Source organism: Bacillus sp. AR4-2, from assembly GCF_008274865.1.
GTDB lineage: Bacteria > Bacillota > Bacilli > Bacillales > Bacillaceae_G > Bacillus_A > Bacillus_A cereus.
This window is the reverse complement of record NZ_CP031062.1, coordinates 1,688,364-1,710,963: the sequence shown is the minus strand read 5'-3', so window position 1 is coordinate 1,710,963 and position 22,600 is coordinate 1,688,364. Positions and strand designations below refer to the sequence as shown.

The following is a 22,600-nucleotide window of genomic DNA, read 5'->3' as shown; positions in this document are numbered from 1 at the left end:
ATAAAATTTTATAACTTTTAGTATACATAACATTATACATGTCCTCTGCTAAATAAGCTGAATTTTCACTCTCAATCGGGTATAAAACAGTGGTTATTTTCAAATAAATTTGGGCATGTTGTTTCTATAGCATATACGGAAAGGAAACAATGTAGATGGAGGCAATACAAGCAATTGAGGAAAAAGATGTAGCAACAGCTATATTTCAATTTATATTCCCGTTTTCTTTTAAAACTGGATATGAACAAAATATGTTCCCTTTCTTACAAAAAAACGATTTTCGTCCTTTTCGGCTCGATCATCTCGATGATGAAAATACATATTATGGGGAGTTTAAAGTTTCACATCAAAATATGGAAGCATACTATCTTTCATTTACCAATAAAATTCTCTTTCCTCACTCAGAGCATCAAAAGGGCTTGCAACGTTATTCAAAGGACCTTAACTTAACTGGACATTTAACAACAAACCTTATTTCAATCCCATTCAAGATACACTCTATTGATGTAACACTTTGTCCTTATGAACTTGGCTTCTTAACAATTCGAACAGAAGTAAACACTGCTCCAAACATGACTTTATCTGAAGCAATCGAATTCGCTGCTCGCTTCCGTGTACTTGAAACTAAAAATGATACAAATGAGACTATTTGTATTGAATGTAACGGAAAAAAGTATTCCCAAGTTGAAAAATTCATTTTTGGTTATTTATTTCATGGTGTAACTGATTTCTTTGAAAAGAAGAGATTAAGAAGTTCATACTTTCAAACCTTCCCTTTCTTCGAAGACCAAAGAATGTACGTCCAAACTTTATTGTCACTAAAAGAAGGTATGGAACTTAATGAAGTGGATGTTTATCGTACTTCTAGTCTTTCCGGATTAACAAGTGATGGTAAGCCATATGTGAGTGCAAATAACCTTCCTTACATTCATGACTATTTAAAAAAACACGCTTACCAGAGATGGGCTCCAAATCGTTATTTCATAATGGAAGAACATATTTTTACATGTGTAACAAATGAAGGAGAACGCGAAATCGCTAAACTTGCTAGTCAAATGTACGGGGAATTTTATTACGCTTTATTATTAAACCTATTCCATAAAATTGTTTTATTAAAAATGGCGAACGCCTATGCTGAGCTAAATATTGAACAAGATACTAATGAAATAGAGAAATTAATTTATTCGATCAATTCGTTCACTGCTAATTATTTTTCTTTAGAATTAGTATCCCAATCACAGAGTGAAGATATTTTCTTCCGCTTAAGAAAACTTTTTAATATTGAGGTTCTATACTCGAACGCGAAACAAAATCTTGATAGTTTGTTTAAATATCAAGAAAATGTCGCCTCTAAAAAAGATAGCCTTTTATTATTAATTTTAACGCTCTACTCTGTAGTGGGCCAAATGTTAGGGTTTACTATGATTGACCTTTTAAGAAACACCGATTCAAACAAAATATCGTCACCTCTTGAATTTTTCGCTCTATTAATTGCGATTAGCGGCATTGTCATTTCACTTATTTTAGGAGCCCAAAGTTTATACCAATGGGGTCTACAACATAAACGAAGAAAAGCTTGGGTAAAACAAACTGTACTTTCTGCCGTTAAAGAGAAAGAAGATAAAAATTAAAGAAGATTATTTTCAAATTCTTTGCCCGCTGCAGTAAGTGAATTTTTATCAGCGATTTTCCCATTATATCGGCGCAACTCGAAATATATCAGCGATTTTTTTAATATATCGATTTACCGACAAAAACCGACAAATAACAGGACCGGATAATAAAAAAAGGGTGCTCCAAAATTAAACTTGGAGTACCCCTTTTATTATACGAATTCAGTTTACTTCCCTGCTTCGATTTGCTCTAATGCAGCAGCTACTTGCTCTTCCGTTAATTCATGTTGTATTACGTAGCGGTTACGTGGACTTACACGACATTCATGAGAACATGCACGTAAATATTTCGCTTCGTTTTCTTCAGAACATAAAATTTTCTTATTACATTCTGGATTTGAACAGTTTACATAGCGCTCACAAGGTTCACCTGTAAAGTGGTCTTTACCAACGATAACATGTTCTTTTTGGTTTACTGGTACAGCAATACGCTCATCGAACACGTAACATTGTCCATCCCAAAGCTCACCTTGTACCTCTGGGTCTTTTCCGTACGTTACAATTCCGCCGTGAAGCTGACTTACATCTTCATAGCCTTCACGAACTAACCAACCAGAAAACTTCTCACAACGAATTCCGCCTGTACAATAAGTTAAAATCTTTTTACCTTCAAGTACTTCTTTATTTTCACGAATCCAATCTGGTAATTCACGGAATGATTCGATATCAGGTTTAATCGCACCTTTGAAGTGACCTAAATCAAACTCATAATCATTTCGTGCATCAATGATAACTGTATCTTCTTGTTTCATTGCTTCATAAAAATCTTTTGGTTCTAAATACTTGCCAGTTATTTCGTGTGGGTTAATGTCATCTTCTAGACGAAGTGTAACTAACTCTGGACGAGGACGCACGTGCATTTTCTTGAATGCATGACCATCAGCTTCATCTATTTTAAATACAATACCGTCAAAACGTGGATCATTGTTCATTGCTTCCATGTATTTCTCTGTTTGTTCTACAGTTCCTGAACAAGTTCCGTTAATACCTTCTTTCGCTACAAGAATTCTTCCTTTTAATTCAAGTGAATTACAAAATTCTAAATGCTCTGCCGCGAATTCTTCTGGGTTTTCAATTGTTGTGTACATGTAATATAGTAATACTCTGTATGGTTTTGTAGTTGCCAATGTATTTCTACCACCTATCTAATTTTTAAAATCATGTATAAGTTAACGTTCATATCAAAACATATATAATAAGAAAATGAATCCCATTTTCTTTTCTTTATACTATTTTCTATCAGTTAACAAAAATAAAAAACAAGATTACACATCAAAACACTATGGTTATGTTGTAATCCCAATATATTATATATCATACAAATGCAATTCCATCAATTAATATGCTGGATTATCGGCTTTATGTTCACATAAATTTCAAAATTGACCCTTTAATTTATTATGTTTCCCCACGTCATCACACCATAAACTCCCAATTTATTTTACGTTATCACACCATCCATTGCATAAAGGCATATAATTTGCATTAAGGAAACTTTCGTGTTCAAATGAAATTATCATATAACATATTTAAATGTATTGAAATAATGAGTAAGAATAAATACAATAATTTCATCAAGTTAACATTTTAAAGGGGAAAACTACTATGAATAAAGATATAACAAAAGATGAACATCTCCCTTCTGAAAGTACAACCGTACAATCAGCTCACTTAGCTTTAAGTGGAGAAACAAAAGGCTGGAAAAGACTGTTACCATTTTTAGGGCCCGCTTTTATCGCGTCCGTTGCTTATATTGATCCTGGCAACTTTGCTACAAATATCGCAGCTGGTTCACAATATGGATATTTACTATTATGGGTTATACTCGCTTCTAACTTAATGGCTGTATTAATCCAAACTTTATCGGCTAAATTAGGAATTGCTACAGGAAACAATTTACCCGAAATAGCTCGTGAAAACTTTCCAAAGCCTGTGTCTATCGGCTTATGGATACAAGGTGAACTAGTTATTATGGCTACAGATTTAGCGGAATTTATTGGAGCTGCATTGGGGCTTTACTTACTATTTGGAATCCCCATGCTACCTGCCGCTTTAATTACAGCAGCCGGATCATTTATTATCCTTGAATTTCAACGTAGAGGATTTCGTCCACTAGAAGCTATTATTACAGGAATGATTTTCATTGTAGTAATTGCTTTTGGGATTCAAGTTTTTTATGCAAAACCAGAATTAAGTCCCCTTCTTTCAGGACTATTTATTCCAAAATTCCAAGGTGTAGACAGTATATTACTTGCAGCAGGGATTTTAGGTGCGACAGTTATGCCGCATGCAATATACTTGCATTCTGCATTAACACAACGCCGTGTGGTCGGAACAACTGACGAACAAAAGAAAAAGATTTTTCGTTTCGAATTTATCGATATTATTATTGCAATGGTTATTGCTGGAGCAATTAATGCAAGTATGTTAATTGTAGCAGCTGCACTATTTTTTAAAAATGGCTTGCACGTTGAAGATTTAGATGTTGCTTACACTCAATTTACCAATTTAGTAGGTCCTGTATCGGCTGCATTATTTGGGATTGGACTTTTATCAGCAGGACTATCTAGCTCTTCTGTCGGTACAATGTCGGGTGATATTATTATGCAAGGTTTCATTCGCATGCATATTCCGTTATATTTACGCCGATTTATTACAATGATTCCACCACTAGTAATTATCGCTTTAGGTGTAAATCCAACATACGCTCTAGTCATGAGCCAAGTCGTCTTATCATTCGGTATTGCATTTGCATTAGTGCCACTTATTATGTTTACAAGTAATAAAAAGATTATGGGTGCACTCGTTAACCACCGCATAACAACATTTATCGCATGGATAATTGCTGCTCTCGTTATCGTTTTAAATATCTTCTTACTGTATCAAACATTTGTAGGGTAATGAAAAAGGGTATTCCAATTTTAATTTGGAATACCCTTTTTGGATGAAATGATTTTCTTCTAGTTACCACTTATGTATGCCCCTCTTTCCGGCATCATCACACCATTTTCAGTTCGAAAGTAAAGTGGCAATCCTTCCGCAAAAAACATACTTACTTTGGACGGATCTTGCCTTTGATGATGAATATGTAAATGCGGCTCACTTGAACTTCCTGAGTTACCAACTTGCGCAAGAATATCCCCTTCATTTACACGTTGCCCTTCTTTTACTTTAATTGAGCCTTTCTTTAAATGACCAAGGAACAAAAATGTGCCCGTTTCATCTAGTCGTAAATAAATATGATTACCAGCCATTGACTGAAAATTATCCGATCCCGGAACTAAATCTTGTTCATTATTATTAATTGATACAACCGTCCCAGAAGCTGGCGCCATTACTTTTGCTCCATATATTCCGTAATCCTCTAACTTACTACTTTTCACTTCAGCAGGTGGAATGAGAATATCATATGCCCACCTTTCATTTGGTTTTATAACGTGATAGTTCGTTTCTAACCGATCACCACCCCAACCGATTAATGCTCGTTCCTTCAAAGGAAGACGAACTACTACTTTAGGACTCATAGATTGTATATCTGCTGGGTAAGCAATTCTACCTATATTAGCAAACCAACCGAAAGGCCAAGCTCCAATTATAGAAAACAGAATGATTAAAAATAGCGTTCTATCTATCCGCTTTCTAAAAATGCCTTTCCAAAAAAATATTATTATTGATCCTATTAAGAGAAAAACGGAAATTACACTAAAAGCCTGTATACTCCACCAAACAAAGACTGATGTAACACCATTAGCTACATAAACTAAGATCCAACTTATAATTAAAAAAGAAACTATAATTACTAATAAAAATTTCTTCCACATGTCGCATCCCTACTCTCATATCCTTTTTCTCAATGATACAAAGTAAAAATTACGACATATAAAAGAAATACTTACGACTTTCTTACTTTTTTATACTGCGGTAATTTCACAGTAAAAACTGTTTCTTTATCATTACTACGTACAGTGATATCCCCTTGATGGAGCTCGGCTATACTTTTTGAAATTGCAAGTCCTATTCCTTTACCGCCCGTATGAGAACTACGTGATTTTTCACTACGATAAAACTTCTCAAAAATGTAAGGAAGGTCCTCTTTCGGAATACATTGTCCAAAATTTTTAATTTCTACTTCAACATTCATTGTTTTATTGAAAATTTCAATTGCAATTCCCTTTCCATCTCTCCCGTACATAATACTATTACCTATTACATTTTCAAATAGTCTCACTATAAGTGTCACATCAACTTCTACATGTAGCACTTCATCACTTTTAATATAAAAGCTCATATTGGCATCATCTAATTGTGGTACAAAGTCAATCATGATTTGTTCAATTAATGCTTTCATATCTACTTCATCTTTATGTAATTCAATCTCTCTATAATTTATTTGACAGTATTCTAATAAATCATCTACTTGATTTTTTAATTCATAACTTTTTCGCTTTAATATACTTACATACTGTTCACATTCTTCTCCATTCGAATGAAGTTTATTTCCTAACAGGTCCGCATAACCGATTAAAGATGTTACTGGCGTTCGTAAGTCATGAGAAATATTACTAATCATTTCATTTTTCATTTCCTGTGATTTTTTTTCATTCTCGATAGACTCTTTTAAACTTTTCGCCATTCTATTAACATTTGCCGCTAGTTCACCAATCTCGTCATTTTTCAAAATAGGTATATGTATTTCAAAATTACCGTCACTTATTTCCTTCACGTTCTTGTTAATTTGAGATAACCTTTTCATCAGTGTTTTTGTCATTAATGCAAAGTATGTTGTAGTAAAAATCAAAAAAACTATAAAATATAAAAATGAATATTTTTCCTCTAAAACATTAACCTGACTATATATATTTCCAACCAAAATTTGAAACACTATTATACTTACAGTCGCTAACAAGATGCTACATATGAATGCGATAAAAAACTTAGCTCTAATGCCTTGTAATGATTTAATCTTCAATTTTATATCCGACTCCCCAAACATTTTGTATAAACTTCGGTTCTTTTGGATTCTCTTCAATTTTATTTCTCAATCTTGCAATATGAACCATTACTGTATTATTACTTTCATAGGCTCTTTCGTTCCAAACGCTCTCATATATTTCTTCAATTGTGAACACACGATTCCTTGCAGCTGCCATTAAGTGTAAAATATCATATTCAGTTTTCGTAAGATTGATTCTCTCTCCATATAACATTACTGTTCTCGACACTTCATCTATTTCTAAACCTCTAATATTTATTTTCTTTTCCATTACTTGGGGAGCATTTTGATTGAAATATGTATACCTTCTTAATTGAGCTTTCACTCTTGCTATAAATTCAATTGTACTGAACGGCTTCACAATATAATCATCTGCCCCAGTACTAAATCCAATTACCTTATCTACATCCGATGATTTCGCGCTTAAAAACATAATTGGTAAACTATGTTTCTCTCTAATCCTTCTACAAAGTTCTATACCATCCATTTGAGGCATCATAATATCCAAAATAGCAAGTTGAATACTGTTATTATTTATTATTTCTAAAGCCTCTTCTCCGTTATGAGCACTAAAAACTTTAAAACCTTCTTGTTTTAAATTCACATTAATAAATTGAATAATATCTTTATCGTCATCTACAATTAATATCGAATTTTTTTCCATTTCCAAACCTCTTTTTTGAAATATATTCCACATCTAAGTTTATCATAAATCAAATCTACCCTTACACCTTGAATAATCTTTATTTTCAGATTAAATTATATAATAACAAATACATTCTATTTTCATGTGCAAAGGAGCGAAAATATGTTTCCTTTATTAAAAACTGAAAGACTTATTTTAAGAGAACTTACCGAAGAAGATGCACCGCGTATACTACAATGCTTTTCTAATACCAATGTACTGCGCTATTATGGCCAAAAACCGTTACAAGATGTTGATCAAGTGAAACAAATCATTCATAACTTTAAGTTGAGTTACAATGCAAGAAGCGGTATAAAATGGGGAATCGAATTAAAAGACAAGAAAGAACTCATCGGTACCATTGGTTTTCACGATTGGTCTTCTGAGCATAAACGAGCCAATATAAGTTATGCCTTTTTGCCTGAACACTGGGGAAAAGGATATGCGACTGAAGCTGTTTCTGAGGTTATATCATACGGTTTCCATACGATTCATTTAAAGCGGATTGGAGCAATTGTATTTCTTGAAAATGAAGCTTCCAATAAAGTACTATTAAAATTAGGTTTTGAAAAAGAAGGCGTTCTAAAAAATTATATGTATCAAGATGATATCCCATATGATACGAATTTTTACACTTTATTAAAATCAGTTTAATAGAATTTATGTGTAAAAAACCTTACTTTTAAAAAGTAAGGTTTTTTGTATTTATTCATTAGCAATATAAGCATTCTTATAAGTATAAATACCACCAAATTGATGCTTTTCAATTCCTTTTACATAATCCTTTTGTACATATGCTGAGCCAATATGATAAAGCGGCGCCACCGCAGCATCTTCTAATAATACCTGCTCGGCTTCTCGCAACGCTTCCCATCGTTTTTCCGTATCTAGTACAAAATCCGTTTTCGCTTTCTTTATTAATTCATCGTAACGAACATTAGAATAATTCATTTTATTATTCGGATTCCCTGTCGTAAATAACTCTAAATAACTAATTGGGTCTTTATAGTCAGGTCCCCAATTTGCCATAGTTATATCGTAATCACCTATTTGTTCTAACTGTAATTTTTGCTTAAATGGCTGTTGTTTAATTTGTATCGCGAGTCCTTGCAAATTCTTCTCTAAATCACCTTTTATATATTCTGCCATACGTATTGCGTTATCTTGTTCGAACGTTAAGAACCCTAGGTTTACTTGTTCTACCCCAAGCTCTTTTTTCGCTTCTTCCCAAAGTTTTTTCGCATTTTGCAAATCATATGAGGAAATATCTCCATTTTCTTTTCTAAAATCTTTACCAGTCACTTCATTTACATGACCAACTGGTACAAGTCCACTTGCAGGTTTTGCTCCGTTATTAATAAAGTGAGCAACGAAATCATCTTTATTTAACGCTAATGAAATAGATTGACGCACCTTTTTATTTGCTAACGCGTTATTTTTTTCATTAAAACGAAGCATAGCAATTCCAGGATCACTCGACATATGTAATTCCTTATTCCCTTTATACTTGTCTACAACTTGCGAATTAATAGGTACTCGATCCAAATCTCCGGCTTCATATAAATTTACAGCTGTCATTGTATCCTTTAGGATATGAAAGTTTATTTCATCTAATTTCACTTTCTTTCGATCCCAATATGTAGTATTTTTCTTTAATTGAAACTCTTGTTCATGCTTCCATTTTTCTAATACAAATGGACCGTTATATATGAGATTACTAGGTTCCAATGCATAATTGTTTCCTTGTTCTTTCAAAAATGATTCATGCTGTGGTAAGTATATAGGTAGTGCTAACAACTGTAAAAAATACGGAACTGGCTGTTCGAGTTCAACTTCTAACGTATAATTATTTATCGCTTTAACCCCAAGTGCATCAAGAGGCATTGTTCCCTTATTGATCTCTTTCGCATTTTTTACATAAAAGAGCATGGACGCATATTGAGAGGCTGTTTCAGGGTTAATTGCACGTTTCCAAGCAAATATAAAATCATTTGCTGTTACATTATCCCCATTTGACCATTTTGCATCTTTACGCAAGTCAAATGTATATTTCTTACCATCTTCACTTCTTTTAAACGATTTTGCTATGGCTGGAGTAGGCTGATCTTGATCGTTTAATACATATAACCCTTCAAATATATTCTGCATAATGTGTGCTGATGTACCATCTGTTGTTTTCACAGTGTCCAGAGAAGGAATTTCTTCTGATACTGTTACATTTAACACTTGTTTTTTAACCTCTATGTCACTTTTATCCGCTTTATTATTACAAGCTGTTAATAATAAAGATGTAACAAGTGCCATTACCATTAAATGGCTCTTTTTTCGCTTCATGAGTTGTTCTCCTTAAATATAAAATATTATAAAGCGTAATATATTATAGCAGAAATACTAACAGAAAGATGCGACATTCTTTTGAATATTTATTCGTTCAAGAAAAAAGCTATCCTTTTAAAAGGATAGCTTTTTCAACTGCCACATAATTATCTATCTTTGCAGACCTCGTTTATAACGACTTGCTTCAAATATAATACGCTCTTCATCTAACGTTTTACATTCGCCATTCCAAACGACACGTTTTCCGTTAATAATTACATCGCTTATATCTTTTCCACTAGCAGCATATACAAGGTGTGATAACACTTCATCCGCTGGTTGTAAATGCGGCTTATTAGACGGGTCAATCGTAATAAAATCAGCACACTTACCAGCTTCTAGTGACCCTGTTTGTTTCATCCCGATTACTTCAGCAGCCCCTTTAGTCGCAAGTGTAAGAGCTGTTTCAACTGGTAATGCTGTTGCATCTTGGTGAATACCTTTTTGTAATAAAGTCGCTATGCGCATTTCTTCAAACATGTCTAAATTATTGTTAGATGCAACACTATCTGTTGCAATTCCTACTTTTATTCCTGCTTCTAGCATCGCTTTTACATTCGCTATACCAGAACCTAGTTTTAAATTACTATTTGGGTTATGTGCTACTCGAACATCATGTTCTGCTAAAAATGCACGCTCATCATCATTTAATACTACACCGTGTGCAATAACTGTTGGGCGTTTAAACAATCCGCAGCTCGCTGCATATTCTACTGGACGTTTTCCGTACTGTGCTTCAATATCACGTACTTCACGCTCTGTTTCAGAAAGGTGGATATGAACCATTGTTTGATTCTCTACTGCAATCCGTGCGCACTCTTCTAACAATTCTGTACTACATGTATATGGACTATGTGGTGCAACCATCGTAGTTAACATGCCACTTTCGTTATAGTAACGCTTCACATATTTCTCAGCTTCTTCAATCGCTTTCTTTTCATCGTCTTTCGTTCCGAAGCTAAATAAAGTCCTTGAAACAGCAGCTCGCATCCCGCTCCTTGATACCGTTTCCATAATTGCGTCTTGATCTACTCCAATTGGATTAAACATGTCAGAGAATGATGTTGTACCACTTTTCACCATCTCAAGTAATCCTAATTCCGTACTAGCGACCGCAATTTGGGGAGTAAATTGACTTTCCAGTGGCCAAATTCTCGTCTCAAGCCACGGCTGTAATAACATATCATCGCCAATACCTCTTAGGAGACTCATTACAACGTGTGTATGTGTATTTACAAGCCCTGGTAAAACCCACTTTCCTTTCATGTCAATTACTTCATCTACTTCAAAATCATTAGCGAATTCTCCGCTCTTTACATCTATAATTTGATCATTTTCTACAATGATATATCCATTTTCTATCACTTCGTTTTGTTCATTCATCGTTACAATTGTAGCGTTTACATAAGTTGTTTTCAAAAGTATTTCCCCTTTCAACTCTATGAAGTTCCCTTTAATAAGTTACCACCATTATAGTAACTTATTAAAGATTAAGAGTCAAAAGATAATTTTAATTCTTTCGTTATTTTTCCCTTCAAAATGCTATATTGTTTTTCATTTGTATCTGCAAATGCTTCTTCCCGATTTGACTTTTCATCCATATAATTCAATTTCCCATTGAATTGAGTCTCTGTAAAATCAAATCTCTGCCCATCTATAAAGTTATAAAAGTGCCATACCTCTCTTACTTTTGTCTTTTTAATTTCTCCTCCATATATGTCTTGAACGACAAGAGCTGTAACACCACATTGTCCCTTTGCTGGGTTTTCAATTATCCACTTTGAACTTGTTTCAATCGACCACGATTTTATTAGTGCTTCATATATTCTTTTTTCCTTTACATCACCCATTCTAATCTTCCCCTACTATTAATAGTTTTACACATCATATTTCAAAAGAGGCAGTACACGACCCTTAAAGACAGTTGATGGTGTCTCTCCTATTAACTGTGCTCCCATTTTCAAGTAATATCCTTTTGCATTCGGATCACTATCAATCGTAAAACTTTTTAATCCTAGTTCATTGGCTTTTTCTATTACATACTCCCAAAGTATTTTCCCGTAACCTTTTCCTTTGTAATCAGGATGAATGTACAAGAAATCGAGAGCTTTATCATTACGTAAAAATGAGAAAAAACCAATCTTCGCATTATCGTTTTCTAAAACATATACAAAATTATTTTTTATGTATTCTTCTGTAATTGTTAAATCTTCCTTACAAGCAAGTATGAATTCTTCACTATAATCCCACGTTGCTTTTGATTGTAGTGCGAGTTCACTTAATTCATTTGCTTCACTTAATAACGCTTCTCTTATCTTCATGATTCTTTTTCCTCACCTTCGATATGTAAACTACTAAATTGATTCGGAAAGCACTTCAAAAAACCTTTTATTTTCATAAATTAGAGATTATTTTTATAAATCTTTATTATAACCAGTACAATTTTCAACAATTTTTTTAAAGAAAAAGAACGCCATCCCTAAAAGTTGGCGTTCTCTTTTTCTAAAATTTAATCTTCAAACTCACTCATTCATTTTACTATTTTGTACGATACAAACCTATACAGTTTCTACTACCGCTTCAAGCATTGTTCCATTTTTAGCATAATTCGTATGCCAAGAAAAAGCTTTTTCTAAAATATGAGGAGTTTGTCCACCTCTTGTTTTTGCTTCTTCGTAATAAGCACGTAGTTGATCACGATACATTGGATGTGCGCAATTCTCAATAATAAGTTCCACTCTTTCTCTTGGCGCAAGTCCCCTTAAGTCGGCATACCCCTGTTCAGTGACGATAACATCTACATCATGTTCAGTATGGTCTACATGAGAAACGAAAGGAACAATACTTGAAATGTTACCACCTTTCGCAATCGATTTAGTAACAAAGATAGCTAAGCGTGCATTTCTTGCAAAATCACCAGACCCACCAATACCATTCATCATTTTTGTACCTAAAACGTGAGTAGAGTTAACATTTCCGTATATATCTAATTCTAATGCAGTATTAATTGAGATTAATCCAAGGCGACGAATGATTTCAGGATGATTGGAAATCTCTTGCGGACGCATCATTAATTTGTCACGATATTTTTCAAAGTTAGAAAATACTTGTTGCATTTTCTCTTCAGAAAGCGTGATAGAACAACAAGAAGCAAAATTGACTTTTCCAGCATCCATAAGATCAAAAACTGCATCTTGTAAAACCTCGGAATATACTTCTAAATCTTCAAATTCTGAATCTAACATTCCATGCAATACGGCGTTAGCCACTGAACCAATTCCTGATTGTAACGGCGCTAAACGATTTGTTAATCGGCCTACTTTAACTTCTTCTCGAAGGAATTCTATTAAATGCTGTGCCATAATAACAGTTTCTTCATCCGGAGGAACAATTGTCGATGGCGAATCCAATTGATTCGTAAACACAATTCCCTTTACTTTTTCAGGATCAATTGGAATACCGATTGTTCCAATTCGGTCATCTGTTTTCACAAGCGGAATTGGAAGCCTCTCCCCTTGTTTACCTGGTTCATATAGATCATGTAGCCCCTCTAATTGCGCGGATTGAGCCATATTCATTTCAATAATAATAGACTTAGCATTTAAGGAAAACGCTAAGGAATTTCCAATTGAAGTGGTTGGAATAATCATTCCGTCCTCTGTAATCGCAACCGCTTCCAAAATAGCGAAATCTATATCCAGAACGTCAGCGCGGAGTAACTCTGCTGTATGAGACAAGTGTTGATCCACAAATAAAAAGTCTCCGTTATTAATTCCTTTTCGCATAGTCGCGTCAGCTTGGAAAGGTAATCTTTTCCCTAAAATTCCTGCCTCAGCAAATAATTTGTCTACATCCGAGCCTAAAGAAGCCCCAGTATAAACATTTACTTTAAAAGATTTATCATTCTTAACTCGGTTTACAAGCGCAAATGGGACTGCTTTTACATCACCTGCACGTGTAAACCCACTTAAGCCTAAAGTCATTCCACTTTGAATCCAGGAGGCTGCTTCTTCAGGTGTAACTACCCGATCTTTTAGACGTTGATCTCTGATTCTATCTAAATTATTCTCCATATGTAATCCCTCTCTCATTGAATATTCATAATTATTTTACACATTAACACTATCAAAATAGGGATTTTAGTATACAATGCCGAAAATTCAGACAGAACAGCAAATCTAGGTTCTAAAGCAGAAAAATTTAGAATCCTAGAAGCTTACGGAAATAACTAGCGTATGATTGACTAACTGGTACTCTCTCACCATTATCCATCGAAAGTACAAAAGTAGAATGGGTATCAGGATAAATCGCTTTAATATGATTAACATTTACAATAAACGAACGGTGACATCTAATAAATGAATCTTTCGGAAGCAAGTATTCGAATTCTTGCAGAGAGTATTTATGTGTTCCTGATAACTCTTCTGAATTCACGTACGTCTTTTTATCTTTAGCCTCTAAATACATAACCTTTGAAAAAGGAACCGGAATCCAGCCGTCTGTTGTTTTTAAAGTAACGACTGACTTTCCATCCGTTAAAGCTGGATAAATTGCCGTTACGCACCCTTCAAGCTTTCCATTGTTTGAAAATGGTACAGCCATTCCATGATAAGGAATACCAAAAACATCCCGATTCATAAACTCAGATGTTTTTTGATTCATCACCATCGCTTTATGAGCAATCGTTCCTTCCTTTATAGGATCCCCGACACTAATCTTTAAATCAATTCGTTTACTTGGCCGATAGTAAATATATTCTTTCGTATTCGAAACAGCAATTGAAATTTCATCTGAAAATAATTCCCCAACAACATCTAGTAATAAACCTAATGTTCTATCTTCCATTCTATTAACACCTCATTCACTATTATACTACTATTATGAACGAGCATCTGTTGCTTTATAAAAAGTTTGATTTTAGGTTACTTTTAAAATTAGTTTTATTCACTATTACTTCGTTACTACAAAAAACCTCACTTCAGAAAAGTGAGGTTTCCTCTCATACAATATTTCTTTATTTTTTGAACGACTATAGAATAAGATTTATTTTTTATTAAGTAAAGTGAATTTAAGAATTTATTGCCCCTATTTCTGTATAATAAATAATCCCAAATTACAAACAGTTTGGGATTATCTTTCTCATTTATTATGCGCATCTAACCACGAAATTAAATCTTTAAATACTTCATCCTTATTTACTTCATGAAACATTTCATGTCTACCATTTTCATATAAACGTAGTGTCACGTCTTTCACACCACATTTTTTATAGTTTTCATATACTTCTTTTACACCTTTCCCCATATCGCCAACAGGATCACGATCACCAGAGAATATATGTATTGGAAGATTCTTTGGCGTCTTCTTGTATTCTTCTAGTTTATTTACTTCTAATACTCCAGAAAATAATTCTCGGTAAAAACTCGTCGTACAAATGAAACCACATAACGGATCCGCAATATATTTATCAACTTGATTATTATCTGAAGATAACCAATCAAATTTTGTACGATTTGGCTTAAAGTTCGAATTGAAGTTTCCAAAAGATAAAAAGTTTAACATTGGACTTTTCGTTTTTGCCCCGCGCAATTTCATTTCGATTGTTGCTACTTTATGACCAATAGCTCCTAAAAGCCCTGGATTTCCACCTGTTCCTGAAATCAGAAATCCATCGTATAGTTCACCCCTAAGTTGTACAGCACGTCTTGATAAAAAAGAACCCATACTATGTCCAAGTAAAAACAAAGGACTTGACTGCTCTTCTTTTATCCTTTCTGAAACAAAGATAACATCCGATACAACTTGATTCCACCCTATATTTGGTTCAAAATGACCATAATCTTCTTCTTTTTTTACTGTTTTCCCATGTCCTTTATGATCATGCGCATAAACACCATACCCTGCTTCCAATAAAGCATCTACAAATTCTGTATACACCCCTGCATGCTCTGTCATGCCATGTGCAATTTGAATAATTCCTCTCGGATCTCCTTCTGGTAACCATTTACGCAAATAAATTTCCGATCCATCCAATGCCGTAACGAAACTTTCCTGTACATTCATTTCGTCAGCCCCCAACTCTATTATGTATAGCTTTAAGAAAATGAATATCCATTCACTTTTCTTATTTTATATTATATGTAATTGCTTTCATTATGACAAATGATGTATTTTTCAGACTTGCTTTTAAACTAATCTCTTGACGAATTCAAAATAAAATTATATAGTTACTTACATAAAGTAATTATATAATTTTTAGGAGGTTTCTACTATTATGATGCCATCATTATTTTTAGCACATGGTTCGCCTATGCTCGCTATTCAAGATACAGACTATACACGATTTTTAAAAATACTTGGAGAAACATATAAACCGAAAGCAATTGTTATTTTCACTGCTCACTGGGAAAGTGAAGTATTAACGATTTCCTCATCAGATAACGAGTATGAAACAATTTATGATTTTGGAGGTTTTCCCCCTGAGTTATACGAAATCAAATATCGTGCGAAAGGCTCTTCTCATATTGCATCTATTTTAGAAACAAAATTTAAGAACAAAGGTATTTCAGTCCATCATAATATGACGAGAGGTTTAGATCATGGTTCATGGACACTCCTGCACCGCATGTATCCAGAAGCAAATATTCCTGTCGTGCAAATATCAGTCAATCCATTCCTTTCTGCAAAAGAACAATTTGAAATTGGAGAAGCACTTAAAGGACTCGGACAAGAAGATATTTTAGTAATCGGGAGTGGCGTTACCGTTCATAATTTACGAGCACTGAAATGGAATCAAACTACACCTGAAAAATGGGCAATTGAATTTGATGATTGGATTATTAAACATATGCAGAATAACGATAAAGATTCATTGTTTAATTGGGAGAAAAATGCTCCTCATGCACAATTAGCAGTACCAAGAGCAGAACATTTTGTTCCTTTATTTATCGCTATGGGAAGTAGTGAAAATAGCGGTGAAGTCATTCACCGTAGTTACGAGCTTGGTACATTAAGTTATCTTTGTCTTCGATTTTAAAGAAAAAGGATGAAGCACATGTTGCTTCATCCTTTTTCTTTTTCATTCACTTAGTTAACTAACTTCCAAACGTTGTTTCTCTGATACTTCTTCGTTCTTATTATGAAAATAAACCCAAATACACGCAATAAATAATAGTGATGATGTAGAGAGGAAAACATATTGGAAGCCTGCATGCGCTGCAATTTGTCCCCCGAGCACTGGCCCAATCATATTTCCTAAAAACTGAAACGACTGATTATATCCAAATATTCGTCCCGTAACATGGGTTGGTGTATGTTGTTTTAGTAGAGTTTGTACGGAAGGCAATAATCCTGCTTGTGCGATACCTAATAAAAATCGAAGAATTAATAGTTGCCAAGCTGAGGTTACAAATGCTTGCGGGATAAAAATAATTCCAGCTGCAAACAACGCTACAACTAACGTTTTTTGAGGACCGATATGATCTGATAATCTTCCTAGTCTTGGTGCTGCCAAAATAACGGCTAATCCTGTCGCTGACATAACTGCACCCGCAATTGTTTCAATATGTGCAGTATGAGGACCTACTAAATTTTTCACGTACAATGTAACAATTGGTTGAACTGACATATTAGCAAGTTGAATAATAAATGTTGTTACAAATAAACTAATAATTAAATGCTTCGCTGGGACCATCGTCCATACTTTTTTCGGCTGTGTTTTTTTTGCTTGAGCAGAGTGATTTTCTTCATGCAAGAAGAAAAAAACGATGAGAAAGGAAAGGAATAAAAAAGCTCCTGTAACAAGAAAGACATGACGCATTCCAATTAACTCAGACAAATAACCTCCAAGTAACGGGCCAAGTAACGAACCGCTCACACCACCAGTTGAAATTGTGGAAATCGCCCAACCTGAATGTTCTTTCGGAGTTTCTGCTGCAATAAATGTCATCGCTGTTGAAAGGAAACCAGATACTGCTCCCATTAAAAATCTTAGTGCGACTAGTTGATACACATCCGTTACAAACCCCATAAGCGTCATAATAATCGCCATACCGAGGCTAGCACGAATAAGCATCAATTTCCGTCCATGTATATCACCAAGCTTTCCCCATATTGGCGATACGATCGCACCCATTAAAAATGTTACACCAAATGCAAGTCCCGACCACTGTGCAATGCTTGAAGTGCCAGTTACTCCTAATTCCTCAATATAAAAAGATAAGAAAGGAATTACTAAACTCATACCGGCTGCAGTGGTAAAACAACCTAGCCAACAAATCATTAAATTCCGTTTCCAGCTGGCCATTTTCACACCTTCTTTCTTTAGATACCCATTCTACACCCTTTCTTGTAAAAAGTTTAGTAATTTGCTTTATATGCAAGATTTACTACAAAACCCGCTATTTTCTAGTAAAAACCACTACATCTCTACATCATTTTCATAATAAAACCAACTCCTCTATATGAAGTTGGTTACTTATTATCTATCGGTATTAAACGAGCATTACAATTTCTCTCGTAAAACTCAATGGGACCTGCTTGTCCAATAATCGCATATTCATATCCATCTTGCTTCATATTATATAAACAATGATGCAATAATTCTTTTCCTACACCTTTCACACGATTTTGTTTCGCTATGCCCATTGGACCAAACAAGCCTTTCTTTCCTCTCACTACATCGTAACAGGCGAAACCAACTATTACTTCCTCCTGCTGTGCAATATAGATAGGTAACTTTTCGTTATATGTCCGAAATCCATAATCAATCGACTGTAACCACCGTTCACCAAATTCATCCACTACAAATCGTGATAACTTATCAAAATCAGAAGGACTAACTCTTCTTACATGACAAAATAATGTATTATAAATAGCTTTAAAACGATTTAAATCAACCGCTAAGTCTCTCGGTGCAGCTGTAATACGTAATATATCTTTTTGCATTTGTGTATGTATAAATCCACCAATATTTGTATCTACACGAAATAATGCATACATAACATGTCCTTCATTTACTACTACTTGCTGAAAGCGTTCCATACGTTTCTTCGCTATTTGTAAAATTTCTATCGCCTTATAAGATAGTTTATATTGCCCTATTTTTTTATACTCTTGATTATGTAAATCGAATTGTTTTCGTAACGAAAGTTTTTCTAAAAAATCTGGACCGACTTTGTGAAACAAATACATAAATAACTCAGCGCAAACTCCTGTACCTTCTTTACACATACCTATAAACAGATGGACTGGGTGAATTATGTTATACTCACTCTCTTTTGCTGCAATCTCCAATATTTTATGCACACGTTTTGTAAATTGAAATTCCTCCATATGTGTTTCCATCCTCTACTAATTTACTAACAAACCGTAACCATAAATAATTGAAACAATTACACCCACTACCAATATACCTGGAAGTAAATTTGCCACCTTGATTTTAATAATACTAAGCAAGTTCAATCCAATAGCAGATATCATAATACCGCCCGTAGCCGTCATCTCCACTATAAATTGGTTCATTAATTCTTTCGGGACAAAACTATTAATTTGTGTTGCAAAAACTGCAATACCACCTTCATATAAAACAACTGGAATCGCCGAAAATACTACGCCAATTCCTAGAGTTGTCGTTAATATAATAGAAATAAATCCATCGATAATCGCCTTTGTAAATAAAATATCATGATTTCCGCGAATCCCACTGTCAAGTGCACCAAGTATCCCCATCGCGCCAATTGCAAAAATTAAAGTAGCTGTTACAAAACCTTCTGATATGCTACCTTTCCCTTTCGATCCAACTTTATTTTCTAGCCAATCCCCTAAATGTTTTAACTTTTCTTCTAATTGTAACCATTCTCCAATTACCGTACCAATCACTAAACTCAGTATGACAACAAGAAAGTTTTCACTTTTTAATGCCATTTGAAGCCCAAGCACAGTAACCGCTAAACCGATTGCGTGCATTATCGTCCCTTTCATACTTTCTGGAATCCTACTAAATAATTTACCAAGTAAAGTACCAAATATAATACAAATTCCATTTACAACTGCTCCTAATATAACCATTTCTCATTCTTCACCCTTCGAATTCTTTATTTCTATATTTTGGTTTATACATTGATTTACAGGTCATCTATATGTTAACTTAATATTGAGAATATTAACAAATGTTTTCCACTGCATAACCCGCTATTTTTTGTAACTTTAATTACCTTTAATAGATTCAGTGTTAATTTAATTGCGGGATAATATTAAAAGGGAAGGTATACATGAAAACTTTACTAAAACGATTTTTGTTAATAGCCTTTTTCATTACACCGATTGTTTTATTAATCAATTACTCTTTTATTTCAAAAGCAAAAGACAAACCCGATTTACAAAACAAATCTAGTAAAACCGCTTCAAAAAGCGAAAAGAAAATAGAAGACCAAGAAATCACACTCACCTTCTCTGGTGATACAATGTTTGATTGGCAATTACGTCCTATAATCGAAAAGAATGGGGCTGATTACCCATTCCAACATGTAAAAGAAGAAATAAAAAAAGCTGATATTTCTTTTGTGAATTTAGAGTCGGCATTTACAACGAAAGAAAAGAAAGCACCTGGACAACTGTTTTGGATTAAAAGTGATCCATCTACACTACAAGCTATTAAAAACACTGGATATGACATCGTAAATATTGGGAATAACCACACACTTGATTATGGGCAAGATGGATTATTAGATACGATTTCTCACGTAGAAAAATTAAAGTTCCCTTACACTGGAGCTGGAAAAAATGCGAAAGATGCATATACAGCACGAGAAATGACCGTAAAAGGGAAAAAATTTAAATTTCTTTCCTTCGTTCGATTTATGCCTGATTCTAATTGGGTAGCTGGTGAAAATAAACCTGGCGTTGCGAATGGCTATGATTTAAATCTTGTAACAAAAACAATTAAAGAACAAAAGAAAGATGCAGACTATTTAATCGTCTATATGCATTGGGGCGTTGAAAAATCAAACCGTCCGGTAGAATACCAAAAGCAATATGTACCTAAAATGGTTGAAGCAGGAGCTAACGCGATTGTCGGGAGTCACCCACATTGGTTACAAGGATTTGAGTATTATAATAAAGTTCCTATCGCTTACTCATTAGGTAACTTTTTATTCCCGAGTTATGTGAATGGGAAAAGCGCTGAAACTGGCGTATTAACTTTAACTTTTAAAGGAAAGGATGTCCAAATGTCATTCAATCCTTATATCATTCGCAACAACCAAGTTTCCCCTGTAAATGAGGAAGAAAAGAAAAAAGCTCTTCAATATTTACAAACAATTTCAACTGATGTAGAAATTGATGATACAGGGAAAATAAAAAACAAACGAAACTAGACAGTTCAAGATCTATTTCTCTGTAATATACTTTACAGAATAGGTGATAAACATGCTGAAAGACTTATTAGAAAATGTAAGTTTGTTAGAGAATATTTATAAAATGTCTATAGCAGTTCTACTTTTATGTTCTAGTTTAACTATAAAAAAGATAGAACAAGCACTATATTTCCTCGCTTGTATCTATCTTTTTTATTTAGATGCTAACTCTTCCCTTCTATTAAATAAGCAAATCAAACAAAACAGGGTTTTTATTAAGCTCCATAAATTGAATATTATTTTCTTTAAAGCGAGTAATTAATTGCTCATAATCTTCTTTATGTTTTAATTCTACTCCGACTAATGCTGGACCATTTTCTTTATTATGTTTCTTAATATACTCAAAGCGCGTAATGTCATCTTCTGGTCCTAATCCTTTATCAAGAAATTCTCTTAGCGCACCTGAACGTTGCGGAAATTCAATGATAAAGTAATGTTTCAGTCCTTCATAAATGAGCGAACGCTCTTTCATTTCTTGCATTCTATCAATATCATTATTTCCACCACTTAGCGTACATACAACTGTTTTACCTTTTATTTCATCCCTGTATAAATCAAGTGCTGCAATAGAGAGTGCACCAGCCGGTTCAGCTACAATCGCATTTTTCTTATACAGTTCTAAAATCGTCGTACAAACTTTTCCCTCTGGTACTAAAACAATGTCATCAATTACATCTTTACAAGTTTCAAAAGTTAACTTTCCTACCTTTTTAACCGCTGCCCCATCAACAAAACTATCTATTTTCTCTAATGCGACATTATCATTTTGAAGAAAAGCCTCTTTCATAGATGCAGCTCCCATCGGTTCTACACCAATAACCTTTGTAGTAGGACTAACACCTTTTACATATGTACCAACACCTGATGCTAATCCACCACCACCGATTGCTGTAAAGATATAATCAACCGGTTTCTCCATATCATGCATAATTTCAACTGCCACTGTCCCTTGACCAGCAACGACATACGGATCATCAAACGGATGAACAAATGTCATTCTATTTTCTTCACAATAACACTGTGCTTCTTGGAAAGAGCTATCGAATGTATCACCAACTAATACAATCTCTGCGAAATCACCACCGAAAAATTGTACTTGTGATACTTTTTGTTTCGGTGTTGTTGTGGGCATAAATATTTTCGACGGAATCTTCAATAAATTACATGTATAAGCAACTCCTTGCGCATGATTACCAGCACTTGCACAAACAACACCGTTTTGTAACTTTTCTTTCGGTAAACTTTGAATCAAATTGTATGCACCACGAATTTTGAAAGAGCGAATTAATTGTAAGTCTTCTCGTTTTACATAAACGTCACAATCATATTTCTCAGATAAAACTGTATCACGTTGTAACGGTGTTTTAATAACGATATCTTTCATGCAATTATGAGCCATTAAGATATCTTCAATTTTCACTCTCTCCTTTACCTTTTGCACCATTATATATCATCCTTA

The 22,600-nt window shown here is 34.0% G+C and carries 21 protein-coding genes; 6 read left to right on the top strand and 15 right to left on the bottom strand.

The window, feature by feature from the left end; all coding sequences use genetic code 11:
* Positions 1-155 precede the first annotated feature (155 nt).
* The gene (locus DN399_RS08940; protein WP_000387426.1) at positions 156-1,631 is read left to right on the top strand and encodes a hypothetical protein; all 1,476 of its coding nucleotides are present in this window, start codon (positions 156-158) and stop codon (positions 1,629-1,631) included.
* A 209-nt stretch (positions 1,632-1,840) separates the two neighbouring features.
* Here the strand turns inward: DN399_RS08940 and trhO are convergent, their stop codons facing one another.
* Complete coding sequence (gene trhO, locus DN399_RS08935; protein WP_000246231.1) at positions 1,841-2,800, bottom strand: oxygen-dependent tRNA uridine(34) hydroxylase TrhO; 960 nt, start codon at positions 2,798-2,800, stop codon at positions 1,841-1,843.
* Between the two features lie 478 nt (positions 2,801-3,278).
* On the opposite strand from trhO, the gene DN399_RS08930 reads away from it, so the two are divergent.
* Positions 3,279-4,574 carry an Nramp family divalent metal transporter gene (locus DN399_RS08930; protein ID WP_001030679.1) on the top strand — a complete coding sequence of 432 codons (1,296 nt, stop codon included), beginning with the start codon at positions 3,279-3,281 and terminating at the stop codon, positions 4,572-4,574.
* Positions 4,575-4,633: 59 nt separating this feature from the next.
* Here the strand turns inward: DN399_RS08930 and DN399_RS08925 are convergent, their stop codons facing one another.
* The 3 genes from DN399_RS08925 to DN399_RS08915 all read right to left on the bottom strand — a co-directional run bounded on the left by DN399_RS08925 (position 4,634) and on the right by DN399_RS08915 (position 7,330).
* Positions 4,634-5,494 (bottom strand): M23 family metallopeptidase, encoded by an 861-nt coding sequence (locus DN399_RS08925; protein ID WP_033691928.1) that lies wholly within the window; start codon positions 5,492-5,494, stop codon positions 4,634-4,636.
* Between the two features lie 71 nt (positions 5,495-5,565).
* Positions 5,566-6,666, bottom strand: a complete 1,101-nt coding sequence (locus DN399_RS08920; protein WP_164876547.1) for a sensor histidine kinase — start codon at positions 6,664-6,666, stop codon at positions 5,566-5,568.
* Positions 6,632-7,330 carry a response regulator transcription factor gene (locus tag DN399_RS08915; RefSeq protein WP_000414517.1) on the bottom strand — a complete coding sequence of 233 codons (699 nt, stop codon included), beginning with the start codon at positions 7,328-7,330 and terminating at the stop codon, positions 6,632-6,634. Before DN399_RS08915 ends, DN399_RS08920 begins: the two co-directional genes overlap by 35 nt.
* Positions 7,331-7,474: 144 nt before the next feature.
* Here DN399_RS08915 and DN399_RS08910 point away from each other — a divergent pair, with 144 nt between their 5' ends.
* A complete protein-coding gene (locus tag DN399_RS08910) occupies positions 7,475-8,005 on the top strand; it encodes a GNAT family N-acetyltransferase (RefSeq protein WP_149149506.1) in 531 nt (176 codons plus the stop codon).
* A gap of 51 nt (positions 8,006-8,056) precedes the next feature.
* Here the strand turns inward: DN399_RS08910 and DN399_RS08905 are convergent, their stop codons facing one another.
* The 7 genes from DN399_RS08905 to DN399_RS08875 all read right to left on the bottom strand — a co-directional run bounded on the left by DN399_RS08905 (position 8,057) and on the right by DN399_RS08875 (position 15,790).
* On the bottom strand, positions 8,057-9,685 hold the full coding sequence (locus DN399_RS08905) for a peptide ABC transporter substrate-binding protein (RefSeq protein WP_000823500.1): 1,629 nt from the start codon (positions 9,683-9,685) through the stop codon (positions 8,057-8,059).
* Between the two features lie 153 nt (positions 9,686-9,838).
* Positions 9,839-11,164 (bottom strand): bifunctional S-methyl-5'-thioadenosine deaminase/S-adenosylhomocysteine deaminase, encoded by a 1,326-nt coding sequence (locus DN399_RS08900; protein ID WP_002023818.1) that lies wholly within the window; start codon positions 11,162-11,164, stop codon positions 9,839-9,841.
* Positions 11,165-11,217: 53 nt separating this feature from the next.
* Entirely contained in the window at positions 11,218-11,577 is a 360-nt protein-coding gene (locus tag DN399_RS08895; protein WP_149149505.1) for a YunG family protein, read from the bottom strand.
* Between the two features lie 27 nt (positions 11,578-11,604).
* Entirely contained in the window at positions 11,605-12,048 is a 444-nt protein-coding gene (locus tag DN399_RS08890) for a GNAT family N-acetyltransferase (RefSeq protein ID WP_000701909.1), read from the bottom strand.
* A 237-nt stretch (positions 12,049-12,285) separates the two neighbouring features.
* Positions 12,286-13,800 (bottom strand): succinyl-CoA:acetate CoA-transferase ScpC, encoded by a 1,515-nt coding sequence (locus tag DN399_RS08885; RefSeq protein ID WP_086391755.1) that lies wholly within the window; start codon positions 13,798-13,800, stop codon positions 12,286-12,288.
* Positions 13,801-13,927: 127 nt separating this feature from the next.
* Positions 13,928-14,572: a LytTR family DNA-binding domain-containing protein gene (locus DN399_RS08880; protein ID WP_000390211.1), complete on the bottom strand. Its 645-nt coding sequence runs from the start codon at positions 14,570-14,572 to the stop codon at positions 13,928-13,930.
* A gap of 294 nt (positions 14,573-14,866) precedes the next feature.
* The gene (locus DN399_RS08875; protein ID WP_001102583.1) at positions 14,867-15,790 is read right to left on the bottom strand and encodes an alpha/beta hydrolase; all 924 of its coding nucleotides are present in this window, start codon (positions 15,788-15,790) and stop codon (positions 14,867-14,869) included.
* A gap of 211 nt (positions 15,791-16,001) precedes the next feature.
* Here DN399_RS08875 and DN399_RS08870 point away from each other — a divergent pair, with 211 nt between their 5' ends.
* The gene (locus DN399_RS08870; protein ID WP_046392611.1) at positions 16,002-16,763 is read left to right on the top strand and encodes a DODA-type extradiol aromatic ring-opening family dioxygenase; all 762 of its coding nucleotides are present in this window, start codon (positions 16,002-16,004) and stop codon (positions 16,761-16,763) included.
* 54 nt (positions 16,764-16,817) lie between these two features.
* Here the strand turns inward: DN399_RS08870 and DN399_RS08865 are convergent, their stop codons facing one another.
* The 3 genes from DN399_RS08865 to DN399_RS08855 all read right to left on the bottom strand — a co-directional run bounded on the left by DN399_RS08865 (position 16,818) and on the right by DN399_RS08855 (position 19,795).
* Positions 16,818-18,032, bottom strand: a complete 1,215-nt coding sequence (locus tag DN399_RS08865; RefSeq protein ID WP_000179302.1) for a multidrug efflux MFS transporter — start codon at positions 18,030-18,032, stop codon at positions 16,818-16,820.
* A 167-nt stretch (positions 18,033-18,199) separates the two neighbouring features.
* Positions 18,200-19,060 carry a GNAT family N-acetyltransferase gene (locus DN399_RS08860; protein ID WP_103597463.1) on the bottom strand — a complete coding sequence of 287 codons (861 nt, stop codon included), beginning with the start codon at positions 19,058-19,060 and terminating at the stop codon, positions 18,200-18,202.
* Between the two features lie 18 nt (positions 19,061-19,078).
* Entirely contained in the window at positions 19,079-19,795 is a 717-nt protein-coding gene (locus tag DN399_RS08855; protein ID WP_000236030.1) for a DUF554 domain-containing protein, read from the bottom strand.
* Between the two features lie 203 nt (positions 19,796-19,998).
* On the opposite strand from DN399_RS08855, the gene DN399_RS08850 reads away from it, so the two are divergent.
* Both DN399_RS08850 and DN399_RS28605 read left to right on the top strand, forming a co-directional pair.
* A complete protein-coding gene (locus tag DN399_RS08850; RefSeq protein ID WP_006918222.1) occupies positions 19,999-21,102 on the top strand; it encodes a CapA family protein in 1,104 nt (367 codons plus the stop codon).
* A 52-nt stretch (positions 21,103-21,154) separates the two neighbouring features.
* Positions 21,155-21,403, top strand: coding sequence for a hypothetical protein (locus tag DN399_RS28605; RefSeq protein WP_016122285.1), 249 nt, complete (start codon positions 21,155-21,157; stop codon positions 21,401-21,403).
* Here DN399_RS28605 and ilvA read toward each other — a convergent pair.
* Positions 21,323-22,585, bottom strand: a complete 1,263-nt coding sequence (ilvA, locus tag DN399_RS08840) for a threonine ammonia-lyase IlvA (RefSeq protein WP_000250323.1) — start codon at positions 22,583-22,585, stop codon at positions 21,323-21,325. The two genes, DN399_RS28605 and ilvA, sit on opposite strands and share 81 nt — an antisense overlap.
* Positions 22,586-22,600: the final 15 nt, after the last annotated feature.